The organism is Methylobacterium indicum (genome assembly GCF_017347565.1).
GTDB classification, from domain to species: Bacteria; Pseudomonadota; Alphaproteobacteria; order Rhizobiales; family Beijerinckiaceae; genus Methylobacterium; species Methylobacterium indicum.
This window is the reverse complement of the sequence record NZ_AP024145.1, coordinates 3244095-3267011: the sequence shown is the minus strand read 5'-3', so window position 1 is coordinate 3267011 and position 22917 is coordinate 3244095. Positions and strand designations below refer to the sequence as shown.

22 protein-coding genes and 1 pseudogene are annotated in these 22917 nt (G+C 72.4%); 12 read left to right on the top strand and 11 right to left on the bottom strand.

The window, feature by feature from the left end; genetic code table 11:
• Window positions 1–19 precede the first annotated feature (19 nt).
• Both miv_RS15265 and miv_RS15260 read right to left on the bottom strand, forming a co-directional pair.
• Window positions 20–853 carry a beta-keto acid cleavage family enzyme gene (locus miv_RS15265; RefSeq protein ID WP_207183329.1) on the bottom strand — a complete coding sequence of 278 codons (834 nt, stop codon included), beginning with the start codon at window positions 851–853 and terminating at the stop codon, window positions 20–22.
• 128 nt (window positions 854–981) lie between these two features.
• Complete coding sequence (locus tag miv_RS15260) at window positions 982–1800, bottom strand: thioredoxin domain-containing protein (RefSeq protein ID WP_244749017.1); 819 nt, start codon at window positions 1798–1800, stop codon at window positions 982–984.
• 260 nt (window positions 1801–2060) lie between these two features.
• Here miv_RS15260 and miv_RS15255 point away from each other — a divergent pair, with 260 nt between their 5' ends.
• From miv_RS15255 to miv_RS15235, 5 genes are all read left to right on the top strand, one after another.
• The gene (locus tag miv_RS15255; RefSeq protein ID WP_207183328.1) at window positions 2061–2690 is read left to right on the top strand and encodes a pyridoxamine 5'-phosphate oxidase family protein; all 630 of its coding nucleotides are present in this window, start codon (window positions 2061–2063) and stop codon (window positions 2688–2690) included.
• 225 nt (window positions 2691–2915) lie between these two features.
• A complete protein-coding gene (locus miv_RS15250) occupies window positions 2916–3656 on the top strand; it encodes a YoaK family protein (RefSeq protein ID WP_048427277.1) in 741 nt (246 codons plus the stop codon).
• A 400-nt stretch (window positions 3657–4056) separates the two neighbouring features.
• On the top strand, window positions 4057–4746 hold the full coding sequence (locus miv_RS15245) for a response regulator transcription factor (protein WP_048427280.1): 690 nt from the start codon (window positions 4057–4059) through the stop codon (window positions 4744–4746).
• Window positions 4747–4754: 8 nt separating this feature from the next.
• A complete protein-coding gene (locus miv_RS15240; protein ID WP_207183505.1) occupies window positions 4755–6239 on the top strand; it encodes a HAMP domain-containing sensor histidine kinase in 1485 nt (494 codons plus the stop codon).
• The gene (locus miv_RS15235) at window positions 6236–9139 is read left to right on the top strand and encodes a bifunctional [glutamine synthetase] adenylyltransferase/[glutamine synthetase]-adenylyl-L-tyrosine phosphorylase (RefSeq protein WP_207183327.1); all 2904 of its coding nucleotides are present in this window, start codon (window positions 6236–6238) and stop codon (window positions 9137–9139) included. The genes miv_RS15240 and miv_RS15235 overlap by 4 nt, the downstream gene beginning before the upstream one ends.
• A gap of 30 nt (window positions 9140–9169) precedes the next feature.
• On the opposite strand, the gene obgE is transcribed toward miv_RS15235, so the two are convergent.
• The 4 genes from obgE to rplU all read right to left on the bottom strand — a co-directional run bounded on the left by obgE (window position 9170) and on the right by rplU (window position 11738).
• The gene (obgE, locus tag miv_RS15230; protein ID WP_207183326.1) at window positions 9170–10198 is read right to left on the bottom strand and encodes a GTPase ObgE; all 1029 of its coding nucleotides are present in this window, start codon (window positions 10196–10198) and stop codon (window positions 9170–9172) included.
• A gap of 68 nt (window positions 10199–10266) precedes the next feature.
• Window positions 10267–10902, bottom strand: a complete 636-nt coding sequence (locus miv_RS15225; RefSeq protein WP_091750843.1) for a GNAT family N-acetyltransferase — start codon at window positions 10900–10902, stop codon at window positions 10267–10269.
• A gap of 193 nt (window positions 10903–11095) precedes the next feature.
• Complete coding sequence (gene rpmA / locus miv_RS15220; protein ID WP_060846406.1) at window positions 11096–11377, bottom strand: 50S ribosomal protein L27; 282 nt, start codon at window positions 11375–11377, stop codon at window positions 11096–11098.
• A gap of 43 nt (window positions 11378–11420) precedes the next feature.
• Entirely contained in the window at window positions 11421–11738 is a 318-nt protein-coding gene (gene rplU / locus miv_RS15215; protein WP_048436258.1) for a 50S ribosomal protein L21, read from the bottom strand.
• Between the two features lie 289 nt (window positions 11739–12027).
• Between rplU and miv_RS15210 the strand changes: the two genes are divergently transcribed.
• The gene (locus miv_RS15210; protein ID WP_048428415.1) at window positions 12028–12414 is read left to right on the top strand and encodes a DUF2267 domain-containing protein; all 387 of its coding nucleotides are present in this window, start codon (window positions 12028–12030) and stop codon (window positions 12412–12414) included.
• A gap of 168 nt (window positions 12415–12582) precedes the next feature.
• Window positions 12583–13584 (top strand): l-ornithine N(alpha)-acyltransferase, encoded by a 1002-nt coding sequence (gene olsB / locus miv_RS15205; RefSeq protein WP_207183325.1) that lies wholly within the window; start codon window positions 12583–12585, stop codon window positions 13582–13584.
• Between the two features lie 57 nt (window positions 13585–13641).
• Here the strand turns inward: olsB and miv_RS15200 are convergent, their stop codons facing one another.
• The 5 genes and pseudogenes from miv_RS15200 to miv_RS15180 form a co-directional block, all read right to left on the bottom strand.
• Window positions 13642–13941, bottom strand: coding sequence for a HigA family addiction module antitoxin (locus miv_RS15200; protein ID WP_207183504.1), 300 nt, complete (start codon window positions 13939–13941; stop codon window positions 13642–13644).
• Between the two features lie 21 nt (window positions 13942–13962).
• Window positions 13963–14241: pseudogene (locus tag miv_RS15195) on the bottom strand (type II toxin-antitoxin system RelE/ParE family toxin); the annotation flags it as partial.
• 108 nt (window positions 14242–14349) lie between these two features.
• Window positions 14350–15186, bottom strand: coding sequence for an SDR family oxidoreductase (locus miv_RS15190; protein ID WP_207183324.1), 837 nt, complete (start codon window positions 15184–15186; stop codon window positions 14350–14352).
• A gap of 31 nt (window positions 15187–15217) precedes the next feature.
• Window positions 15218–16387 (bottom strand): tRNA epoxyqueuosine(34) reductase QueG, encoded by a 1170-nt coding sequence (gene queG / locus miv_RS15185; RefSeq protein ID WP_425312984.1) that lies wholly within the window; start codon window positions 16385–16387, stop codon window positions 15218–15220.
• Entirely contained in the window at window positions 16384–17076 is a 693-nt protein-coding gene (locus miv_RS15180; RefSeq protein WP_048428419.1) for a glutathione S-transferase family protein, read from the bottom strand. The genes queG and miv_RS15180 overlap by 4 nt, the downstream gene beginning before the upstream one ends.
• A gap of 512 nt (window positions 17077–17588) precedes the next feature.
• On the opposite strand from miv_RS15180, the gene miv_RS15175 reads away from it, so the two are divergent.
• The 5 genes from miv_RS15175 to miv_RS15155 all read left to right on the top strand — a co-directional run bounded on the left by miv_RS15175 (window position 17589) and on the right by miv_RS15155 (window position 22910).
• Window positions 17589–18392, top strand: a complete 804-nt coding sequence (locus miv_RS15175; protein WP_048428420.1) for an undecaprenyl-diphosphate phosphatase — start codon at window positions 17589–17591, stop codon at window positions 18390–18392.
• Window positions 18393–18506: 114 nt separating this feature from the next.
• Window positions 18507–20330 (top strand): methylmalonyl-CoA mutase family protein, encoded by a 1824-nt coding sequence (locus tag miv_RS15170; protein ID WP_207183323.1) that lies wholly within the window; start codon window positions 18507–18509, stop codon window positions 20328–20330.
• A gap of 54 nt (window positions 20331–20384) precedes the next feature.
• Window positions 20385–20837 carry a DNA polymerase III subunit chi gene (locus miv_RS15165; RefSeq protein ID WP_048428422.1) on the top strand — a complete coding sequence of 151 codons (453 nt, stop codon included), beginning with the start codon at window positions 20385–20387 and terminating at the stop codon, window positions 20835–20837.
• 139 nt (window positions 20838–20976) lie between these two features.
• Entirely contained in the window at window positions 20977–22527 is a 1551-nt protein-coding gene (locus miv_RS15160) for a S10 family peptidase (RefSeq protein WP_207183322.1), read from the top strand.
• A complete protein-coding gene (locus miv_RS15155; protein ID WP_244749015.1) occupies window positions 22524–22910 on the top strand; it encodes a hypothetical protein in 387 nt (128 codons plus the stop codon). Before miv_RS15160 ends, miv_RS15155 begins: the two co-directional genes overlap by 4 nt.
• Window positions 22911–22917 lie beyond the last annotated feature (7 nt).

Sequence of the window (22917 nt, the reverse complement as noted above, 5' to 3'; positions counted from 1 at the left end):
CCGGAAGGCGCCCGGACGGTCACGCCTCGCCGGAGAACAGCGCCCGGGCCTGCGCCCCCGTCGCGACCCCGATCCCGAGGGCGCGGGCGAGGCCGGCGAGATCCGCCACCTGCGCGGCGTTGCTCGTGGCCGGGCGGCCGTCGGGACGCCAGAGGTTGTTCTCGAACCCGACCCGGGCATGCCCGCCGAGCGTCGCCGCCGCGACGAGGCAGGCCGCTTCCCGGGGACCGAAGGCGCAGAGCGCCCAGGGCAGGTCGAGGCGGTGCTCGGAGGTCCAGGCGGCGAGGAACGGCAGCAGGTCGGCGGGGTCCGAGCGCTGGCCCACCGCGTACCGGCCGAGCACGAACAGGGCGCTCGCCCGCTCGAGCGGAATCAGCCCCCGGGCGGCCAGCCCCTGGAAGCGGGTGACGTCGCCGGCATCGTACAGGATGTGCTGGACCAGCACGCCGGCCCGGGCCTGCTCGGCCAGAAAGGCCGCCGCCGCCGCCTCGTCCTCCGGCTCGGCGAAGAGCTCGCGCAGGGCGACCGAGAACGCCTCGGGCTTGAGCGCCCGCATCGCCGCCATCTGCTCGGCCGGGCTGTAGAGGCCGACCGCCTCGGTGGTGACCTGGCAGATCATCTCCGGCCCCGCCTCGCGGCGCACCGCCGCCAGCGCCGCCCGGTAGCGGTCGAGATCGAGGGTGTGGCGGTTCTCGGCGTCGCGGACGTGCAGATGGATCATCGCCGCGCCGGCCTCGCGGCAGCGCGCCGCCTCCAGGGCGATCTCCCGCGGCTCGATCGGCAGGGCGGGGTGGTCGGCCTTGGTGCGGCGGGCGCCGTTGGGCGCCACCGTGATCACGAGGGGGGCTGTCATCCTGTCGCTCGGTTCCGTTCGCTCGCGGCCCCGCGGGCCGCGTCCTCGCCTCGTCCGGGCGATTCGGTGCCCGGCGCCGCACTCTGCACCGCCGGCGGCCCGCCGCACAGCCGGACCGCCGCCCCTTTTCAGAGGGGACGGGCCCGCCCGGCGCGGCGTTGCAGCCACAGGATCAGCCCGGCGATCGCCAGCACGGTCGCGAGACCCGCCACCGTGAGGATGCGGCGGATCAGCGGCGTGTAGATGCCGGTCTGAGGATCGTAGCCGTAGCAGAGCAGCACCAGCCGGTCGGAGAGGCTCCCGACCCGTCCCTCGCCGGCCTCGACCAGGGCGAGGCGCAGGTCGCGCGCGGTCATCGCCAGGGGCGAGAGGGCGCGGGCGACCCGGCCGTCCCCGGCCAGCACCAGGGCGCCGGCCGGGTGGGCGTAGGAATCGGTGTCCCGGTCATACGCGTAGGCATAGCCCAGGGCCCGCGTCACCGCGGCGACCGGGCCGGGCGCGCCGACCAGCACCACGGCCCGATCCAGGACGGGACCGCTTCCGAGCTGCTCGGCCACCATCGTCCGGGCCTTGTCCGCCTCGGCCCGCGGATTGAAGCCGAGGGTTACCAGCCGGTAATCCGTGCCGGGCTCGAGGCCGGTGGCGGCGAGCGCCGCGCCGGCGACCGCCAGCATCGGGTCGCAGACGTTGCGGCAGGCATAGTCGAGGGGCATCAGCAGGGTGGGGCGGCCATTCATCGCCTCGTCGAGGCTCAGGCGCCGCCCGTCGGCGGCACTCGTGAAGGCGGCATCGAGGGGCGCGCGCGCGTCGGGCGGCGGCGCGAGGGCGACGCCCGAGAGGTCCTTCGGGGTCAGACCGGCGGCGGCCGGGTGGGCGAGGGCGGCGAGGCACGCCGCGACGGCGAGGCGGGCAGCGCCTTTCAACGGCGGATGGCCGGGACGTCTCATGGCTTCCCCGATCCTCGCCTCGAACCGTGCGGACATCCTTGCCGTGCAGACATCCTCGCCCTGCCGGCATCCTTGCCTCGATCGCCCGCAGGCCGCACGCTGGACGAGATAGGGCGGCGCCGAAGCGCGCGGACGAGCCGGACAACGGGACGCAGGGTCGGCTTCAATTCAGGCTGGCCCGGTTCAGGCTTGACCCGGTTCAGGCTTGGCCCGGTTCAGGCTTGGCGGGCCGCGAACACGATCGCGAGCGGGAGGACCGGATGGACGAGAGTCAGGCCGAGATGCGGATCCGCAACGCGGACGAGCTGCGCGACCACATGGGCCCGGTCAGCCGCCTCGCCGAGGGCAAGGTGCTGGCCCGGCTCGATCCGCATGCCCGCGCCTTCATCGCGCTCTCGCCGTTCCTGGTGGTCGCCACCGCCGATGCCGAGGGCCGCGCCGATGCCAGTCCGCGCGGCGATGCCCCGGGCTTCGTCCAGGTCCTCGACGACGCCACTTTGCTGATCCCGGACCGGCGCGGCAACAACCGCGCCGACAGCTTCGGCAACCTGCTGGCGGCGCCGGGCATCGGCCTGATCTTCCTCGTGCCCGGCGTCACCGAGACCCTGCGGGTGAACGGCACCGCCCGCATCACCACCGACGCCGCCCTGCTGGCGCCGCTCGCCGCCCAGGGCAAGGTGCCGACCACCGGGCTCCTCGTCGCGGTGCGCGAGGCGTTCTTCCATTGCGGCAAGGCGGTGATGCGCGCCCGGCTCTGGGATCCGGCGGCGCAGGTGCCCCGCGGCACGGTCCCGAGCCTCGGCCGCATCCTCGCCGAGCAGACCGGCGCCCTCGGCGTCACCGAGGCCGAGCGACTGATGGAGGAATCCTACCGGACCCGGCTCTACTGAGCGGGCGTCGCCCGCCGCCGCGCCCCTGGTCTGGCTCCGATCGTGCGAAAAAGCCGCCTGTCCCAGCCGGTTGGACGCGGGCGGGCGCGGCATCCGATGTGAGAATCCGCACACCCCGACTGTCTCGCGCTCCGTTTGATGCGGTGCAACGGAACCGTTCCGCTCCGGCACGGTTCCGCATCGGCAATAGGTCTGCCCCGAGGGCAGCACAGGGAGAAGGGGTGAATGGCAGAGAAGGAAACCAAGGCCTTTCCGGCCGCCGCGAGCACGCGGGTACCGTTCGCGCTGGCCCTGTCGGCCCTGGCCGGCTGCGCGGACGCGATCGGGTTCCTCGAATTCTCGCAGCTGTTCATGTCCTTCATGAGCGGCAACACCACCCGCTTCGGCGTCGCGGTCAGCCTGGGCGACTGGGGCAACGTCACCCGGGTCGGCAGCACCATCGCGCTGTTCTGCTTCGGGGCGTTCATCGGCACGCTGCTCGCCGCCGCGGTCGGCTACTGGCGCCTCGCGGTGCTCCTGACGCTGCAGGCGCTCCTCCTCGCCGCCGGCCTGCTGATGCCGCGCGGGCCGTTCGAGTTCCCGCTCCACGCCTACCCGATCGTGCTGGCCCTCGGCATGCAGAACGCCGTGCTGCAGGACGAGGAGGGACGCAGCCTGGCGCTCACCTACGTCACCGGCGCGGTGGTGCGCTTCGGGACCGGGCTTGCCAACCTGCTGCTCGGCCATCCCTCGCCGTCGTTCTGGATCCAGGCGCCGCTCTGGGCCGCGCTGACGCTGGGGGCGATCTCCGGCGGCCTGCTGCACGCCGCCTTCGGCGAGAACGCCTTCCTGGTGCCGGCGGTGGTGGCGGCCGTGCTCGCCGTCGTCGCCCTGGTGATGACCCTGATCCACGGCGACGGGCCGCTCGTCTCGGGCACCAAGTCCCCGGCCCCCGACGCCGCCGCGACCGCGCCGCCGGTGGTCTGACGCGCTCCCGTCGCGGGCGGGGCCACGGCCCCGCCCGCGACCGAGATTACGCAGAGTTCATGGGGCGGAGACACGGGCGTAAGACGGGGAGGCCTAGAACGGCATGGTCGCCGGACGCGGCGGCGCCTCCCACCCCCGGGGCGCCGACGCGCCGCAGGCCCCGAGGGCCGAGGCGCCGGGTCACCATCATCGCCCCCCAGACGACCCGGCGTTTTGCGCCACGGCAGGCCGAGTCCCCCGGCTCGGCCTGCCGACTCCCAGCGGCGACGCCCGACGTGCCGTACCGGCCTCCTCCCCCGGTGCGGCGCGTCGGGACGGGGACCGCCTCGGGTCCAAGGCGCCAGGATCCCGGCGCGGGACGCTCTCCCGCGCGCCCGGGAACTGCCCTAGAATGTCCGACATGCGCCTCCTGATCATCGAGGACGACCGCGAGGCGTCCAGCTACCTCTCCAAGGCTTTTCGCGAGGCCGGGCACGTCGCCGACACCGCCGATGACGGGCTCGACGGCTACGCGCTCGCCCGCGAGGGCGCCTACGACGTGCTGGTGGTCGACCGGATGCTGCCGAAGCTCGACGGCCTGTCGCTGATCCGCTCCCTGCGCGAGCAGGGCGTCGAGACCCCGGTGCTGATCCTCTCGGCGCTCGGCCAGGTCGACGACCGGGTGAAGGGCCTCAAGGCCGGCGGCGACGACTACCTGCCCAAGCCCTACGCCTTCTCCGAGCTGATGGCCCGGATCGAGGTCCTGGCCCGCCGCCGCGGCGGCAATGCGGGCGCCGAGGCGACGAGCTACCGCGTCGGCGACCTCGAACTCGACCGGCTGTCGCACCGGGTGACCCGGGCCGGCCAGGAGATCCCGCTCCAGCCGCGGGAATTCCGCCTGCTCGAATACCTGATGCGCCATGCCGGCCAGGTCGTCACCCGCACGATGCTGCTCGAGCACGTCTGGGACTACCATTTCGACCCGCAGACCAACGTCATCGACGTCCACGTCTCGCGCCTGCGCGCCAAGGTCGACAAGGGCTTCGAGCGGCCGATGATCCACACCGTGCGGGGGGCGGGCTACATGGTCCGCGCCGGCGGTGAGGCGTGAGCGCCCGGATCGCGACCCCGTCGGGGCCCGCAGGCCACCCGGGCGCCGCGGCGCCGGACAGCGTGCTGGCGCGCCTCGGCACGCTGTTTCGCACCACGGCCTTCAAGCTGTCGCTCGCCTACCTCCTGGTCTTCGCCGCCTTCGCGTTCTTCGCCCTCGGCTACGTCGCCTGGAACGCGCGGCGCGTCCTCGACGACCAGATCGTCTCGACCATCGAGGCCGAGATCAACGGCCTGTCCGACCAATACGCCGCGGGCGGCATCCGCCGCCTCGTCAGCGTGGTCGAGCGCCGCTCGCGCGAGCCCGGCGCCTCGCTCTACCTCGTGACCACGCCGGCGGGCGAGCACGTCGTCGGCAACGTCGAGACCCTGCCGCCCGGGGTGCTCGCCGAACCCGGCCAGACCGAGACCGCCTATAGCCGCGTCGGCGACGGCGACCGCCTCGACCACCGGGCGATCGTGCGCATCTTCACGCTGCCGGGAGGCTTCCGCCTCCTCGTCGGCCGCGACGTCGAGGAGCGCGACCGCCTGAGGGCGGTGATCGGGCGGGCCTTCGCCTGGTCGCTGATGCTGGTGGTGGGCCTCGGCTTCCTCGGCAGCTGGTTCATCGCGCAACGCGTCCTCAAGCGCGTCGACCACATGACCGAGATCACCCGGAGCATCATGGCGGGCGACCTCGACGGGCGGCTGACGCTGGCCGGCACCGGCGACGAGCTCGACCGGCTGGCGAGCAACCTCAACGCCATGCTCGACCGCATCGGCGAGCTGATGCGAGGCATGCGCGAGGTCTCGGACAACATCGCCCACGACCTCAAGACCCCGCTCACCCGCCTGCGCAACAAGGCCGACGCGGCCCTGCGCGAGGGCGACGACCCGGAATCCCTGCGCGCGGCGCTGGAGGCCAACATCGAGGAGAGCGACAACCTGATCCGGGTGTTCAACGCGCTCCTGATGATCGCTCGCCTCGAGGCCGGCAACGCCCGCGAGGGGCTGGCGGATTTCGACGCCGGCGCAGTCGCGCTCGAGGTCGGCGAGTTGTACGAAGCTGTGGCGGAGGAACGCGGCGTCGGGTTGCGGACGGAGATCGAGGACGGTCTCCTGCTGCACGGCAGCCGCGAGCTGATCGGACAGGCGATGGCGAACCTGATCGACAATGCGCTCAAGTACGGGCAGAGGCCGGCCGATCCGGCGGTCCCGCCGGTGGTCTGCGTCACCGCCCGGCGCGAGGACGGGGCCGTGCTGCTCGCGGTCGCCGACCAGGGCGAGGGGATCCCCGAATCCGATCGCGGCCGGGTGCTGGAGCGCTTCGTGCGACTCGAGACCGCCCGCACCCGTCCGGGCTTCGGGCTCGGCCTCAGCCTCGTCAACGCGGTGGCGCGGCTGCACCAGGGCACCTTCGCGCTGGAGGACAACGCGCCGGGCCTGCGCGCCGTGCTGCGCCTGCCGGCGCCGGCCGCACGGGAGGTTCAGGCCCCGCGGGAGACGACGGCGTGACCGGGTCCCTCGCCGCACGTCTCGCCCTGGCGCCCCGCCTCGCCGACCCGGAGCGCGCCCATTCTCGCGTCGCCGACCTGCTTGCCGAGGCGCCCGGGCTCGCGCCGCTCATCGGCGAGGGCGGCCCGGCCCGCGACCTTCTCCTCGGGCTCGCCGACCATTCGCCGTTCCTGTGGGGGCTCGCCGCCCGCGACCCCGTCCGGCTCGCCGGACTGCTGGAGCGCGCGCCGGAGGAGTCCAACGCCGCGATCCTGTCCGATCAGCGGGCGGCGGGACTTGCCGGCGGCGACGTCGCCGCCCGGCTTCGGCGCAACCGCGCCGCCCATGCGCTCCTGGTGGCGCTCGCCGATATCGGCGGGGTGTGGTCGCTGGAAGAGGTGACCGCGGCGCTCTCGGACTTCGCCGACGCCTCGGTCGGCGCGGCGGTCGACGCGGCCCTGGTCCAGGCCGCCGGCACCGGCCGGTTCCTGCCGCCCGATCCGTCGAAGCCCCAGGAGAGGTCGGGGCTGATCGTGCTCGGTATGGGCAAGCTCGGGGCCGGCGAGCTGAACTATTCGAGCGACGTCGACCTGATCGTGCTGTTCGATCCCGACACCGCGCCGTTGCGCGCCGGCGTCGAGGCGACGCCGTTCTTCAGCCGGATCGCGCAAGCGGTCGCCAAGTTCCTGCAGGAGCGCACCGCCGACGGCTACGTCCACCGGGTCGATTACCGCCTGCGGCCCGATCCCGGCTCGACTCCGACCGCCCTGTCGCTGCCGTCGGCCTACACCTACTACGAGACGGTGGGGCAGAACTGGGAGCGCGCCGCCTTCATCAAGGCGCGTCCGGTCGCGGGCGACCGGACCCTGGCGGACAAATTCCTCGCCGAGCTGCGGCCGTTCATCTGGCGCAAGTACTTCGACTTCGCCTCGATCGCCGACGTCCACGCGATGAAGCGGCAGATCCACGCCGTGCGCGGCCACGGCGCCATCGCGGTGGCGGGCCACGACATCAAGCTCGGGCGCGGCGGCATCCGCGAGGTCGAGTTCTTCGTCCAGACCCAGCAGCTCGTCTTCGGTGGGCGCCGCCCGTCCCTGCGCGGCCGTCGCACGCTCGAGATGCTGGGCGCGCTGCACGACGAGGGCTGGATCACCCCGGAGGCCCGCGACGAATTGGGGGAGGCCTACCGCTTCCTGCGCACCGTCGAGCACCGGCTGCAGATGGTGGCCGACGAGCAGACCCAGCGCCTCCCCGAGGATCCGGGCAAGCTCGCGCGTTTCGCCCGCTTCCTCGGCTACGCCGACGAGACCGCATTCGGCGACGCGCTGACCGCCGAGGCGCGCCGGGTTCAGGGCCATTACGCCCTGTTGTTCGAGGCCGAGCCCGACCTCGCCGCGGAGGTCGGCGACCTCGTCTTCACCGGGGTCGAGGACGATCCCGGCACGCTGGCCACCCTGCGCAGCCTCGGCTTTCGGGCGCCGGAGCGGGCGACCGAGACGGTGCGCGGCTGGCATTTCGGCCGCCGCCCGGCGGTGACGAGCCCGCGTGCCCGCGAGGTGCTGACCGACCTGGTCCCGCCCCTGATCCAGGCGCTGTCCGGCACCGCCGACCCGGACGGGGCGCTCGCCGCCCTCGACCGCGCCTTCGGGCGGATGCCGGCGGCGGTCGAGCTTCTCACCATCCTGCGCTCGCACGAGCGGCTGCGGCTGCTCTTCGCCGACCTTCTCGGCACCGTGCCGCGGCTCGCCGACACTGTGGCGTTCAGCCCGCACGTCCTCGACGCGGTGATCGACCCGGCCTTCGTCGCCCCGGTGACCGAGGCCGGGGCGCTGGCCGAGCAGCTCCGTACCGGCCTCGGCCAGCCCCGCGACTACGAGGATTTCCTCGACCGCAGCCGCGACGCCGCCCGCCAGTTGCGCTTCGTCACCGGCGCGCGCCTCCTCTCCGGCATCCTGCCGCCTGCGGGCGCCGGCCGGGCCTATGCGGGCATCGCCGAGGCGGTGGTGGCCTCGGCGCTCCGGGCGGTCGAATCGGTCTTTGCCGCCGATCACGGGCGGGTGCCGGGCGGGCGCTTCGCGGTGCTCGGCCTCGGTCGCCTCGGCTCGCGCCAGCTCACCGCCGATTCCGACCTCGACCTTGTGGTCCTGTACGATTTCGATCCCGACGCCCGCGAGAGCGACGGCAAGCGTCCGCTCGATGCCGCGGTCTACTACAACCGCCTGACCCAGCGCCTCGTCGCCGCGCTCACCGTGCCGACCCGGCGCGGGCGGCTCTACGAGGTCGACCTGCGCCTGCGCCCGAGCGGCGGCCAGGGCCCGATCGCCAACCAGTGGCAGCGCTTCGCCGCCTATTGGCGCGAGGAGGCGGAGCCGTGGGAGCACATGGCCCTGACCCGGGCCCGGGCCATCGCGGGCGATCCCGGCCTGATGGCGGAGGCCGACGCCACCGCCGCCGCGATCCTGTGCCAGTCCCGCGACCCCGAGACGGTCGCCCGCGAGGTGCGGACGATGCGGGCCCTCGTGGCGAAGGAGAAGGGCGACCACGGGCCCCTCGACCTCAAGCTCGCCCCGGGCGGGCTCCTCGACCTCGACTTCCTGGCGCAGGCCCTGATCCTGTCGCAGGCCGCGGCCCATCCCGATCTCGTCGGCCTCGACGCGCCGGGGGTCCTGGAGCGCGCCGGCGACCGCGGGCTGATCGAGCCCGGCCTCGCCGGCCGCCTCGTCACGGCCTACCGGCTCCTCGACGACGTGCATCACTGGCAGCGCCTGATGGTCGAGGGCGAGTTCGGCCGCACCGCACCGGCGGCAGCTCGCGCCCGCCTCGCCGCGGCCTCGGGCCAGCCCGACGAGGCGGCCCTCGTCGCGCAGCTCGCCGAGACGCGGGCCGGAGTGCGGGCCGCGTTCGAGGAGATCCTGGGATAGTCGGGGAGCTTGGCGGCGTCCCGGGCTACGTCACGGCTGCCAGGCCGGCCGTTCTACCGGCGTTTCGGCGGCGGCCGCGTCCATGCGGGCCATGAGCGTCCGCAGGGCCTCGGTCACGCCCTGGCGGGTCGCCGAGGACAGGATCAGCGGCTTCTGGCCGGTCTCATCCTCGATCCGGGCGACCTGGAGCTCCAGCGTCTCGGGATCGAGGGTGTCGGCCTTCGACAGCGCGACCACCTCGGGCTTGTCCTCGAGCCCGTGACCGTAAGCTTCGAGCTCGGTGCGCACCAGCCGGTAGGCGGCGCCGGCATCCTCGCTCGTGCCCTCGACGAGATGGAGCAGCACCCGGCAGCGCTCGACATGGGCCAGGAACTTGTCGCCCAGGCCCACGCCCTCGTGCGCGCCCTCGATGAGGCCCGGGATGTCGGCGAGCACGAACTCGCGGGTGTCGACCCGCACGACGCCGAGCCCCGGATGCAGGGTGGTGAAGGGATAGTCGGCGATCTTGGGCTTGGCCGCCGTCACGGTGGCCAGGAAGGTCGACTTGCCGGCGTTGGGAAGCCCGACGAGGCCGGCATCGGCGATCAGCTTCAGGCGCAGCCACAGCCAGTGCTCCTGGCCTTCGAGGCCCGGATTGGCGTGTTTCGGGGCGCGGTTGGTCGAGGTGGTGAAGTAGGCGTTGCCGAAGCCGCCGTTGCCGCCCTTGGCGAGGCGGAAGCGCTGACCGACCGTGGTCATGTCGGCGATCAGGGTCTCGCGGTCCTCCGACAGGATCTCGGTGCCGGCCGGCACCTTGAGGATCACGTCCTCGCCCTTGCCGCCGGCACGGTTGCGGCCCGAGCCGTGCTCGCCCTTGCGGGCCTTGAAATGCTGCTGGTAGCGGTAGTCGATCAGGGTGTTGAGCCCCTCGACGCACTCGATCCAGACGTCGCCGCCGCGGCCGCCGTCGCCGCCATCCGGCCCGCCGAACTCGATGAACTTTTCGCGTCGGAACGAGACGCAGCCGGCGCCGCCGTCTCCCGAGCGGACGTAGACCTTGGCCTCGTCGAGGAACTTCACGGGACGAACTCCTGAATGGGGAAAGGCGGCCGGGGAGGGGACCCCGGCCGCCGGATCTTATCGAACGATCAGGCGCCGACGCGGCATTCCGCCCCGTCGTGGCGCGCGAAGACGAGACCGGCGGCGTGCCAGGTCTTCAGGCTGTCCCAGGCGCGCCGGTCGAGCCGGAACCGGTCGACCGGGAAGACGCCGCCCCGGGCCGGAAAGGCCTGGAGGCCCGAGCCGACCGAGGCGAAGCCGCACTTCTCCAGGACCCGCCGCGACGCCGGGTTGACCACCCGGGCCGAGGAGGACAGCTCCTCGCCCTCGGTATAGGCGAAGAACGCGTCGATCATCGCCCGCGCGGCTTCCGTGGCGAGGCCCTGGCCCCAGTGCGGCGTGCCGAGCCAGTAGCCGAGATGCGGCGCGTGGCCGTCTGGGTCGGGCTCGATGCTGACGATGCCGATCGCCTGGGTCGGGTGCCGCCGCGGCGTGATCGCCATGACCAGCGCGCGGCCCTCCGCGTTGGCCCGCCGCGACTCCAGGATGAAATTGTCCACGGAGGGCGGATCGAGCGGATGCGGAATTCGGGCGGTCATCCCGGCTACGGCTTTCTCACCGGCGAATCGAACGAGGGCTTGCGCATCGGCCTGACGGGCCCAGCGCAGCCACAGCCTCCGGGTCTCGAGCCGGAAGACATCGTCGCGGGTGAGGTCGGGAAACATCGCCTGACTCCGATCCGAACCCAGAGCCTCCCGCTCGGGCACGGTTACGAGAACGACGAAAGGGAAGGTGGTTCCCCACCTTCCCCTCGTGATCTCGCTCGGAGCTTGGCCGTTTCGGGGCCTAAGGTGAGCAGGAGTCGCCGGGTCGGTGTGGGGACACCGGCGGAGCTCCCTCGTCACTGGCTCCGTCGGGTTATTCTGCGGCCTCCAGGGCCGGGCCGGCGTCGTTGGCGACGACCGTTACGAAGGCGCGACCGCGTTTCGTAATAAATTGCACCTTGCCGGCGGTAAGGGCGAACAGGGTGTGGTCGGTGCCCATGCCGACGTTGACGCCGGGATGCCACTTGGTGCCGCGCTGACGCACGATGATGTTGCCGGCGATCACGGCCTCGCTGCCGAACTTCTTCACGCCGAGACGACGACCAGCCGAATCGCGACCGTTGCGGGACGAACCGCCTGCCTTCTTGTGAGCCATGGGGCTAACTCCTGAATTCTGGGAAAAGGGCTCGCGGCCAGCTTTAAGCGGCGCTGATGCCCGTGACGCGGACCACGGTGAGGTCCTGGCGGTGACCGCGCTTGCGGCGCGAGTTCTGACGGCGGCGCTTCTTGAAGGCGATGACCTTCGGGCCGCGGGCCTGCTTGACGATCTCGCCGGCGACGCTGACGCCGGAGACCAGCGGGGCGCCGACCTGGGTCGCGCCGGCGCCGTCGGTGAACAGCAGCACCTCGCCGAAGGTGACCGCGGTGCCGGCCTCGCCCTCGAGCTTCTCGATCGTGATGACGTCGTTGGCGGCGACGCGGTACTGCTTGCCGCCGGTCTTGATCACTGCGAACATCGTTCTCGTCCGTGTTCCATCCGACCTCCGGCTTTTCGCCGGGATCGTCTTTTTGGCAATTGACGCTCGGGCGCCCGAAGGGCGGTCCGCGAACGCGACGGCACACGGTCCCTCACGGTCCGCGCGCCAGATGTCTCCGTTACGGGTCCGCATCCCGTCTGTCAACGCCGCGGCCGCCGGGATTCGGCTCCCCGCCTTGATTTCGCGGCGGCCTTCGCCGAAGACCGCCCGGTCGCAGGCCGCATGTCACCCCACCGACATGGGCGGTGCCGACGCGCGGGAGACCACGATGGAAGAGCTTGTTGCCCGGGTGACGCAGGCCACGGGACTGGACGCGACCACGGCCCAGACGGCGATCGGCCACATCCTGGCCTTCCTGCAGAAGGAGGGCCCGGCGACGGAGGTCAACCAGCTCATCGCCGCCATGCCGGGCTCCGAGGCGGCGATCGCCCAGGCCGGCGCCGGCGAGGGCGGCGGCGGCCTGATGGGCATGCTCGGCGGCATGATGGGCGGCGGCGTGATGGCGCTCGGCCAGAAGCTGATGTCGGCCGGCGTGCCGATGAACCAGATGCAGCCGCTCGGCCGCGAGCTGTTCGCCTATGGCCGCGAGAAGGCCGGCGAGGACGTGATGGGGCCGATCGTCGGCTCGATCCCGGGCCTGAGCCAGTTCGTCTGAACGGCGCGCGGGCGGGGCAGGGCTGCCCCGCCAACCCTCTGATCGATCTCAACAACCCTTGTCATATTCCCGTGCCGGCTTCGTGGTGTTGTGTCGGCACGCGGGGACGGTCGCGGCGACCGCTCCACGGGCGCCGGATCGGTCGGCGCCGCACGGGATGCCTCGACCATGGTTCCGTTCCTCACCCGCGGCCCCTCCGGCGACGGCCGCGACGCCCCGCCCGGCATCCCCCTCGCGCGCCTCCTCGGCCGCGCCGCCGAGGGCGGCATCCACCTCAAGGACATCGGCCAGAAGGGGTTCGGCCAGACCGCGCGGCTCTTCCCGCGCCTGAGGCATTTCGAGACCCCCGGCCTCGACCCGGTGCTCGGCCGCATCGGCTCGCTGGAGGTGCGCCTCGCGACGACGCCCAAGGAGATCAAGCGGGCCCAGCGCCTGCGCTACCGCGTCTTCTACGAGGAGATGGCGGCGATCCCGACCGGCATGGCCCTGCTCAAGCGCCGCGACGCCGACGAGTACGACGCGGTCTGCGACCACCTCCTGGTGATCGACCACGACGCAAAGGAGCAGACGCCGTTCCGCAAGCCCAAGCCCCGGGTGGTCGGCACCTACCGGCTGCTGCGCCAGGAGCAGGCCGACCGGCATTTCGGCTTCTACACCGCGGGCGAGTACGATCTCGGCCCGGTGCTGGAGGCCAATGCGGGCAAGCGGCTGCTGGAGCTCGGCCGCTCCTGCGTGCTCAAGCCCTACCGCACCAAGCGCACCGTCGAGCTCCTGTGGCACGGCATCTGGACCTACGTCCTGCACCACCGCATCGACGCGATGCTCGGCTGCGCCAGCCTCGAGGGCACCGACCCCGACCGCCTGGCGCTGCCCCTGAGCTTCCTGCACCATTTCGCCCGCGCCCCCGAGGGCTGGCGCGCCCGCGCACTGCCCGGCCGCCACGTCGCCATGGACCGCCTCAGCCGCGAGGCGATCGACCCGAAGGCCGCCCTCCATGCCCTGCCGCCCTTGATCAAGGGGTATCTGCGGGTCGGCGCCACCTTCGGCGACGGGGCGGTGGTCGATTACCAGTTCGGCACGACCGACGTGTTCGTGGTGCTGCCCGTCGAGGCGATCGCCAAGCGGTATATCGGGCATTTCGGCGCGGAAGCGGGGCGGCACGCGGCGTGAGGACCGGCCGCGCGGCGGCGCTGTTTCTGCGCCGCCAGCAGATATGACTGCTCTCAGTCAAACCGGCAGGACCTCGGACGGTGCCCTGGGGATAATCCGGGACAGATCGATCGATCGCTGCGCATTGGCGAGGTCGTAGGCTGTCTGGAGGTTGATCCAAAACTGCGCAGTAGTCCCGAAGTAACGTCCAAGCCTCAATGCCGTGTCGGCGGTGACGCTGCGGCGCCCGCGGACGATGTCGCTGACCCGATTATGAGGAATGTCGAGCGCTTCCGCGAGCCGGCGGGCGCTGAGATGCAGCGGCTTGAGGTATTCTTCGAGCAGATACTCGCCGGGATGCGTACGGCTCCGAGCCATGCCGAAACTCCGCCCCTCATGATGGTAGTCGACGATTTCTACGTCGTGCGGTCCACTCTCGCACCACACAAAACAGAGTCGCCATTGGTCGTTGATGCGGATGCTATGTTGCCCCGCTCGATCGCCCTTCAGCGCTTCTAGCCTGTTGCCCGGAGGGCTGCGCAAGTCGTCCAGCGCCACGGCGGCATCCAGAGCATCGAGCTTCCGCGCAGCAAGTCTCTCGAAACTGCGCCATGATGGATGGCACGAGCCATCCTCATGAAATGCACGGGTTCGCTTGTCCGCAAAGCTCTGGATCACAGGATCTGTTATGCGATGCGTAACGCATAACATCATCACTGGTGCGAAACGAGCTGCAGACCGGACGACAGAAGGGGCGGGGAGGTGGCCGACGGATATCGAGTGCCCCTACACCAACCCCCGCAACCCCTCCCGATACGTCGGGTAGGCCAGTTCCACCCCCAGTTCCTCCCGGATCCGCCGGTTCCGCACCCGCTTGTTCTCGCCGTAGAAGCTGCGCGCCATCGGACTGAGGCTGGCGGTGTCGAAATCGACCGCCGGCGGCAGCGGCAGTCCGGCGAGGTCCGCCGCGAAGGCCGTCACGTCCTGGGGCGGGGCGGGCTCGTCGTCGGTGACGTTGTAGACCGCGCCCGGGCGCGGGCGGTCGAGGGAGGCGGCGAGCGTGGTCGCGATGTCGTCGACATGGATCCGATTGAACACCTGACCCGGCTTGACGATGCGCTGCGCCTTGCCCTGGCGCAGCTTCTCGAAGGCGTTGCGGCCCGGCCCGTAGATGCCCGACAGCCGGAAGACCTGCACCGCCTTGCCGGTCCGCGCGCCGAGCGCCAGCCAGGCCTCTTCCGCCGCCACCCGGTCGCGGGTGCGCTGGTGGGTGGGGGTGGGCGGCGTCGCCTCGTCGATCCAGGCGCCGCCCTGGTCGCCGTAGACCCCGATCGTCGAGAGGTAGCCGATCCAGCGGGCCGGGCTTTTCGCGATGGCGTCCGCGAAGGCGTGGAGCGCCGGGTCGTGCCCGGAATCCGGCGGGATCGACACCAGGATCGCGTCGGCCCGGGCGAGGTCGTCGGCGATCCGCGGGTCGGCGTCCTCCAGCGAGAAGACCCGCAGCGTCGCCCCGTCGACCGCGGCGGGCGCCTGGCGGGTCGCGGTGACGGAGGCGAAGCGGGCGCGCTCGCGCGCCGCGAAGTGGCCGGCCGTGTAGCCGAGCCCGAAGACGAACAGGTTCATAGACCGAGCCCTGCCTGAAGGATGTGCGGTCTTATGCAGGGCGCCGCCCTGCACCCGCCAGAGGGCTCGCCCTCTGGACGCCCGGATTTTTCGCCAGATCCCACTCGGCCAGCACGTCGCGATCGGTCTCGTCCGGCGGCGGGCCGGGGGGCAGGCGGCCGAGGCGGGCGAGCGCCCACACCGCCATGCCGCGCACGAGCGGCGCCGCATCGTCGAGGAGCCGCAGCGCTTCGCCGGCCAAGTCCTGCCGTCCTGAATTGCCCACCGCGATGAGGACGTTGCGCAGGAAGCGGTCGCGCCCCGTCCGCTTGATCGGCGTGCCGGCGAAACGCTGGCGGAAGCGCGCCTCGTCGAGCCGGGCCAGCTCGGCCAGGGGAGGGGCGGCGAGGTCCGTGCGGGCCGAGAGCCGCGCCTCCCGGGCGGCGGCCGCGAACTTGTTCCACGGGCAGACCGCCAGGCAATCGTCGCAGCCGAAGACCCGGTTGCCCATCGGCTCCCGGAACTCCGCCGGGATCGGTCCCTCGTGCTCGATCGTCAGGTAGGCGAGGCAGCGCCGGGCATCGAGCCGGTAGGGGGCCGGAAAGGCGTTCGTCGGGCAGGCGTCGAGGCAGCGCCGGCAGCGGCCGCAATGGTCGCTCTCGGGCGCGTCGACGGACAGTTCGGCCGTGGTGTAGATCGCTCCGAGCAGGAGCCAGTTGCCGAACTTGCGCGACACCAGCACGCTGTGCTTGCCCTGCCAGCCGAGGCCCGCGGCTTCGGCGAGCGGCTTCTCCATCACCGGCGCGGTGTCGACGAAGACCTTGACCTTGGCCCCCGCCTTGGCCGCGAAGGCGCCGCCGAGCTCCTTGAGCTTGCCCTTGATCACGTCGTGATAGTCGCGCCGGCGCGCATAGACGGCGATCGACCCCCGCGCCGGATCGGCGAGGGCCGCCAGCGGATCGCCCTCCGGCCCGGCATTCATCCCGAGCATCACGATGCTGCGCAGGTCCGGCCACAGCCGCGCCGGGTCGGCGCGCTCGGCCGTGCGCTCCTCCATCCAGGTCATCTCGCCGTGATGGCCGGCGGCGAGCCAGGCGGAGAGCCGCCCGGGCAGGGCCGGCACCGCGTCGGGCCGGGTGACCGCGAGCGCGTCGAAGCCGAGCGTCCGGGCGCGGGTCTCGAGGAAGTGCCGCAGCTTGTCCGGGGTCGGGGCCGCCGTCAGAAGTCGAGATCCGCGTAATGCTCGGCCGGCGCCATGCCGGCCACCCGGTCGGCGAGCAGGCTGCGGAAGGACGGGCGCGACTTCACCCGGGCGTACCAGTGGCGCGCCATCTCGTCCTCGTCCCACGGCACGTCGCCGAGATAGTCGACGCAGGACAGGTGCGCGGCGGCCGCGAGGTCGGCATAGGTCAGCTGGCTGCCCGCCAGCCAGTTCCGCCGCGAGATCAGGTAGCCGATGTATTTCAGGTGGTAGCGCACGTTGCTGCGCGCCGCCCGGATCGCGTTCATGTCCGGCGGGCCCCCGCCGTGCTGCGAGGTCATGAAGCGCTTGTGGATCTTCTCGGTGACGAGGTAGGCGGTCACCTCCTGGTCGAACTTCTGCAGGAACCAGTCGAGGAGGCGCCGCACCTCGACGCGGGCGGCGGGCGCCTCCGGCAGGAGCCGGATGCCGCTCAGCCCGAGGCCCCGGGTCTCGTCGAGATACTCGGCGATGACGCTGCCGCCCGGCACGGCGAGGCCGCCTTCCTCCACCAGCACCGGCGTGGTGCCGGCGGGGTTGAGCATCAGGAAGTCCTCCCGACGCTCCCAGGGGCGCTCTTCGACGAGCAGGGGCTCCATGCCCATCTCGGCCATCACCAGGCGCACGAAGCGGGAATGCGGGCAGAACGAGGAGTGATGGAGCGTCGCCATGCGGGGCCGTTTCGCGCTTCGTCTGTTGGCTGGCCTTGAAAGTCGGCTCGCGGTGGGTCGTGCGGGGGTCGCGTCTGTGTCAGGCTTGGCCCGCGCGTGATTAACGCCCGGTCACCACCATGGCTATGTCTTTCGGCATCCTTAACACGACGATGCCGGGCTGGTAACCGAGCCTCAACCATGCCGGTGCGAGGCTGCGCCGGTCGGACGAGCCATCCGGTCGGACGAGCCATCCGGTCGGACGAGCCATGTGGCCGGAGCGGTCCGGCCCCCCGGGCATGCCGGCCCCGCCACCACAGACTTGCCATAGAGGTCTTGCCACAGAGGCCCCGCCGGGCCGGTGCGCCGTACGGGCCGGGCCCGGGGCGATCCGATGTCCTTCCCCATCCCCGCCGGGCGCGGTCGCGACCGCCCGCGGCGCGACCACGAGAGCAGGCGACGATGACGACGGCGACACGCAGGAGGGCGGGCGGCCCCGCGCGCGGCACGACGATGGTTCGGGGAGCGCGGTGATGGATCTCGCCAGCATCGGCAAGGCCGTGGTGCTCGCCCTCGTCGAGGGCGCGACCGAGTTCATCCCGGTCTCCTCGACCGGCCACCAGCTCCTCGTCGGCCACTTCATCGGGTTCGAATCGCCGAACAACACCTTCGAGGTGCTGATCCAGCTCGGCGCCATCCTGGCGATCGTCGGCGTCTATTTCCGCCAGCTCCTCGACCTGCTGCGGCGCGCGCCCCGCGACCCGAGCGCCCGCCGGTTCATCCTGGCGATCCTGGTCGCGTTCCTGCCCGCCGCGATCATCGGCGGCCTGTTTTCGAAGTACATCAAGTTCTACCTGTTCAATCCCTGGATCATCTGCTCGACGCTCGTCGCCGGCGGCCTCGTGCTGCTCGTCATCGACGAGACCGAGATTGAGCAGAAATACGACGACGTGCACCAGTACTCGCTGCCGATGGCCTTGAAGATCGGCTTCTTCCAGTGCCTGGCGATGATCCCCGGCGTGTCGCGTTCGGGCGCCACCATCGTGGGGGCGATGCTGATGGGCTCGGGCAAGCGGGCCGCCACCGAGTTCTCGTTCTACCTCGCTATGCCCACCATGGCGGGCGCCTTCGCCAAGGACCTGCTCGACAACTACAAGAACCTGTCGAAGGACGATGTCGGGCTGATCGCCATCGGCTTCGTGGTGGCGTTCCTGTCGGCCCTGTTCGTGGTCCGCAAGCTCCTCGACTACGTCTCGCGGCACGGCTTCGCGCTGTTCGCCTGGTGGCGCATCCTGGTCGGCGCGGCCGGCTTCGCCGGGCTGATCATCTTCGGCTGAGCGTCGCGGCGGGGGTGCGCGCACCTCCGCCGCCGCGACGGACCTCGACCAATGGCGTGTGGCGCGGCTATGTGCTGGCGTTAGGGAGAGATCCGCGCCACGAGGACCCGCGACATGGACGATACGACGCTCGCCGCCGCCTTTCCGGCCGCCACCGAGGCGCAGTGGCGTGCCCTGGTCGACGGGGTGCTGAAAGGCGCCGATTTCGAGAAGCGGCTGGTGCGCCGCACCCCGGACGGCATCGAGGTCGCCCCGCTCTATCCCGCGGCCGAGGCCGCCCCCCAGCCGGGCCGCGCGGCGCCCGGCCGCTGGCGCGTCAGCCAGCGGGTCGACCATCCCGATCCGGCCGAGGCCAACGCCCTGGCGCTCACCGACCTCGAAGGCGGCGCCGACGCCCTGACCCTGGTGCTGGCGAAGAGCCCCGCCGCACGCGGCTTCGGCCTCCCCGGCCCGCAGGCGATCGAGGCGGCGCTCTCGGGCGTGATGCTGCCGCTGATCGGCCTGCGGCTCGATGCCGGCGCCGCGGGCCCGGACGCCGCCACGGCGCTCGTCGCCCTCGCCAGGGCCCGGGGCGACGATCTCGGCACCCTCGACATCGATCTCGGCCTCGATCCCGTGGCGGTCGAGGCCGCGACCGGCGCGGCCCCGCCCTGGCCGGCGCTGCCTGAGATCCTGCGCGACCTCGACGCCGCCGGTTTCACCGGCCGCGCCTTCCTGGCCGATGCCCGCCCGTTCCACGAGGCCGGGGCCGGCGAGGCGCTGGAACTCGCCGCGCTCCTCTCCGGCGCGCTCGCGACGCTGCGGGCGCTCGAGGCCGGCGGCATCCCGCTGGAGCGCGCCCGTGACGCCCTGGCCTTCCTGCTGGTCGCCGATTCCGACGAGTTCCTGACGGTCGCCAAGACCCGGGCCCTGCGCCGGCTGTGGGCGCGGGTGGAGGAGGCCTGCGGGCTCGACCCCGCGCCGCTCCGCCTCCATGCCGAGACCGCCTGGCGCAGCACGACGAAGCGCGACCCCTGGGTCAACCTGCTGCGCGCCACCGCCGCCGCCTTCTCGGCCGGCCTCGGCGGAGCGGACGCGATCACGGTCCTGCCCTTCACCGCGGCGCTCGGCCTGCCCGACGCCTTCGCGCGCCGCTGCGCCCGCAACACCCAGCACGTCCTCCTCGACGAGGCCAACCTCTGGCGCGTCGCCGACCCGGCCGCCGGCGCGGGCGGCTTCGAGACCCTGACCGAGGCGCTCTGCACCGAGGCCTGGGCGCAGTTCCAGGCGATCGAGCGGGACGGGGGGATCGCCGCCAGCCTGCGCTCCGGCGCCCTGGCGGCCCGCCTCGCGGCGCTCCGCCAAGCCCGCGACGCCGAACTCGCCACCCGCCGCCAGCCGATCACCGGCACCAGCGAGTTCCCGGACCTGCACGAGGCCCCGGTGGCGGTGCTGGCGCCGGCCCCGGCGGCCGATCCCGTGCCGGAAGGGGCGCTGCCCTCGCGACGCCTCGCCGAGCCCTACGAGGCCCTGCGCGACGCCTCCGACGCGGCGCTCGCCCGGACCGGGCGGCGCCCGCGGGTCTTCCTCGCCAATCTCGGGCCGTTGAGCGCCTTCAACACCCGCGCCACCTTCGCCCGCAACGCCTTCGAGGCCGGCGGCATCGAGGCGGTGACGAACGAGGGCTTTGCGGATCACGCCGCCATGGCGGAGGCCTTCCGGGCCTCGGGAACGCGCGTCGCCTGCCTGTGCTCGTCGGATGCGGTCTATGCCGAAGAGGCGGTCGCCGCCGCCGAGGCGCTGCGGGCGGCCGGCGCCACCACGCTCTACCTCGCCGGCAAGCCGGGCGAGCTGGAAGCTGCCTTGCGGGCGGCCGGCGTCGCCCACGATCTCTATGCCGGCTGCGACCTCGTGAAGCTGCTCGGTCAAGCCCAGAGCCACGCCCAGGCCGCGGCCTGACCCTCGCACCCCGGGCCGGTGCCGCCGGCCCCGGGCGCCCTATCTTCCACGACCGTGACCGAGATCCTGTTCTACCACATGCAGCGCCAGCCCCTCGAGGCGGTGCTGCCGAGCCTCCTGGAGAAATCCCTGGAGCGGCAATGGCGCGTCGCCATCCAGGCGACGAGCGAGGAGCGGCTGCAGGCCCTCGACGACCACCTCTGGGTCTTCTCGGAGGAGAGTTTTCTGCCCCATGGCACCGACCGCGATCCCGACTGCGCGACGCAGCCGGTGGTGCTGACCCTGCGCGACGCCAACCCCAACGCCGCCTCGATCCGCTTCCTGGTCGAGGGGGCGTCCCTGCCCGACGACGCGGGCGACTACCAGCGCATCTGCATCCTGTTCGACGGCACCGACCAGGACGCACTGTTGCGCGCCCGCGAGCAGTGGCGCGGTGCCAAGGAGGCCGGCCATAGCGTCGCCTACTGGCAGCAGGACGAGAGCGGCCGCTGGCAGAAGAAGGCGTGATGCCGCCTCCGCTCGAACGATGCGGATCGAGATCGAGCCCATCTCCCTTCTCCAGGGTGGGGGAGGGGGATCCCGCGCCCCATCCCTCCGCGATCCGGAGGCGGAACCCTACAACGAACCGGCCTCGCGAGGAGACGTCATGACCCGCATCACGACCCGGATCCTCGCGCTCGCGGCGGTCCTGTGCCTCGGACCCGCCCCGGCCGTCCTGGCGCAGCAGGCCCGCCAGGACAACCGGCAGGAGGCGCGCCAGCCCGAGGGGCGGCGCCTGCCGCCCGACGCGACGACCCAGCACAGCCTCACCCTGTCGGGCGGGCGAAGCTTGAGCTTCACGGCGACGGCCGGCAGCCTGCCGCTGGTCGACGAATCGGGCAAGCTCCAGGCCGAGATCGCCGTCACGGCCTTCACCCTGGCGGGCAAGGACGCGACGACGCGGCCCGTCACCTTCGCGGTCAATGGCGGACCGGGAGCGTCCTCGGCCTATCTCAACCTCGCGGCGGTCGGGCCCTGGCGCCTGCCCCTCGACGGCACCAGCATCAGCCCCTCGATGGCGCCGGTGCCGGCACCCAACGACGAGACCTGGCTCGACTTCACCGACCTCGTCTTCATCGATCCCGTCGGCACCGGCTACAGCCGCGCGACCGGCGACGACGCGAAGCGCTATTACGGGGTCGAGAGCGACGCCTCCGTGCTGTCGGCGGTGATCGCCCGCTGGCTGCGCACCAACGACCGGCTCGCCTCGCCAAAATTCTTCCTCGGCGAGAGCTACGGGGGCTTCCGCGGGCCGCTCGTCGCCCGCAAGCTCCAGGACGACGTCGGGGTCGGTCTGTCGGGGCTGGTGCTGCTCTCGCCGGTGCTCGATTTCGGCTACCTCCAGCCGCCGCGGCACAACCCGCTCGGCGCCGTGACGCGGCTGCCCTCGCTCGCCGCCGCCGGGCTGGAGCGGCGCGGCGAGACGCCCGGTCCCGCGCGGATGCGCGAGATCGAGACCTACGCCACCGGTCCCTACCTGTCGGATCTCCTGCGCGGGCCGACCGATTCCGCCGCCCTCGACCGCCTCACCGAGCGGGTCGCGAGCCTGACCGGGCTCGACCCGGCCCTGGTCCGCCGCCAGGCCGGCCGGGTCTCCGGGGCGAGCTACCAGCGCGAGGCCGACCGCGACGCGGGCCGGGTGGCGAGCGCCTACGATACCGGCGTGACCGGATGGGACCCCGATCCGAGCGCCGCCTTCGGCCGGTTCCAGGACCCGATCCTCACCGCCATGCAGGCGCCGCTGACCAGCGCGATGATCGACCTCACCGCCCGCACCCTGAACTGGCGGGTGCCGAACCTGCGCTACGAGCTTCTGAGCAACGCGGTCAACGGCGCCTGGAACTGGGGCGGGGGCCGCTCCGCTCCGGAGGTGGTGGGGGAACTGCGCCAGGCGCTCGCCCTCGACGGCAACCTGCGGGTCCTCGTCGCCCACGGCTACACCGACCTCGTCACCCCGTACTTCGCCTCGAAGCTGATTCTCGACCAGATGCCGTCCTACGGCACGCCGGCTCGCCTCGCCCTGTCGGTCTATCCCGGCGGGCACATGTTCTATTTCCGCCAGGCGTCGCGGGCGGCCTTGCGCGGGGATGCGCTCCGCCTCTACGAGACGGCCCTGGCCGCGCGGGGAAGCGGCCCGAGGACGGACGAGGCACGATGACCGGCCAGACGACGATGCGGCGCATAGTGGCGGCCCTCATGGGCGTCGGTACGCTGGCGCTCGCGGGCTGCGGCGGCAGCACCGACCGGGCCGCCCCGCCGCCGGTGATCGCCGCGCCCAAGCCCCCGCCGCCGGTTCCGGCCTGGGGCCCGGTCCTGGCGCAGGACGGCACCTGCACCGGGCCGGTCCCGGCGACCGCCACCGAGATCGCCCCCGGCATCCCCGAATGCGAGCTGGTGCGGCTCAAGGGCCACCCGCCGACCGACGTGCTGGTCGGCGAGAGCGGGCGGGGCCAGCGCGAGGTGCAGGTGCTCTACACCGAGCCCGGCGCCAAGGAGCTGTACTTCTTCGTCAACAACCGCCTCGACCGGATCGTGAAGTAGCGCGACG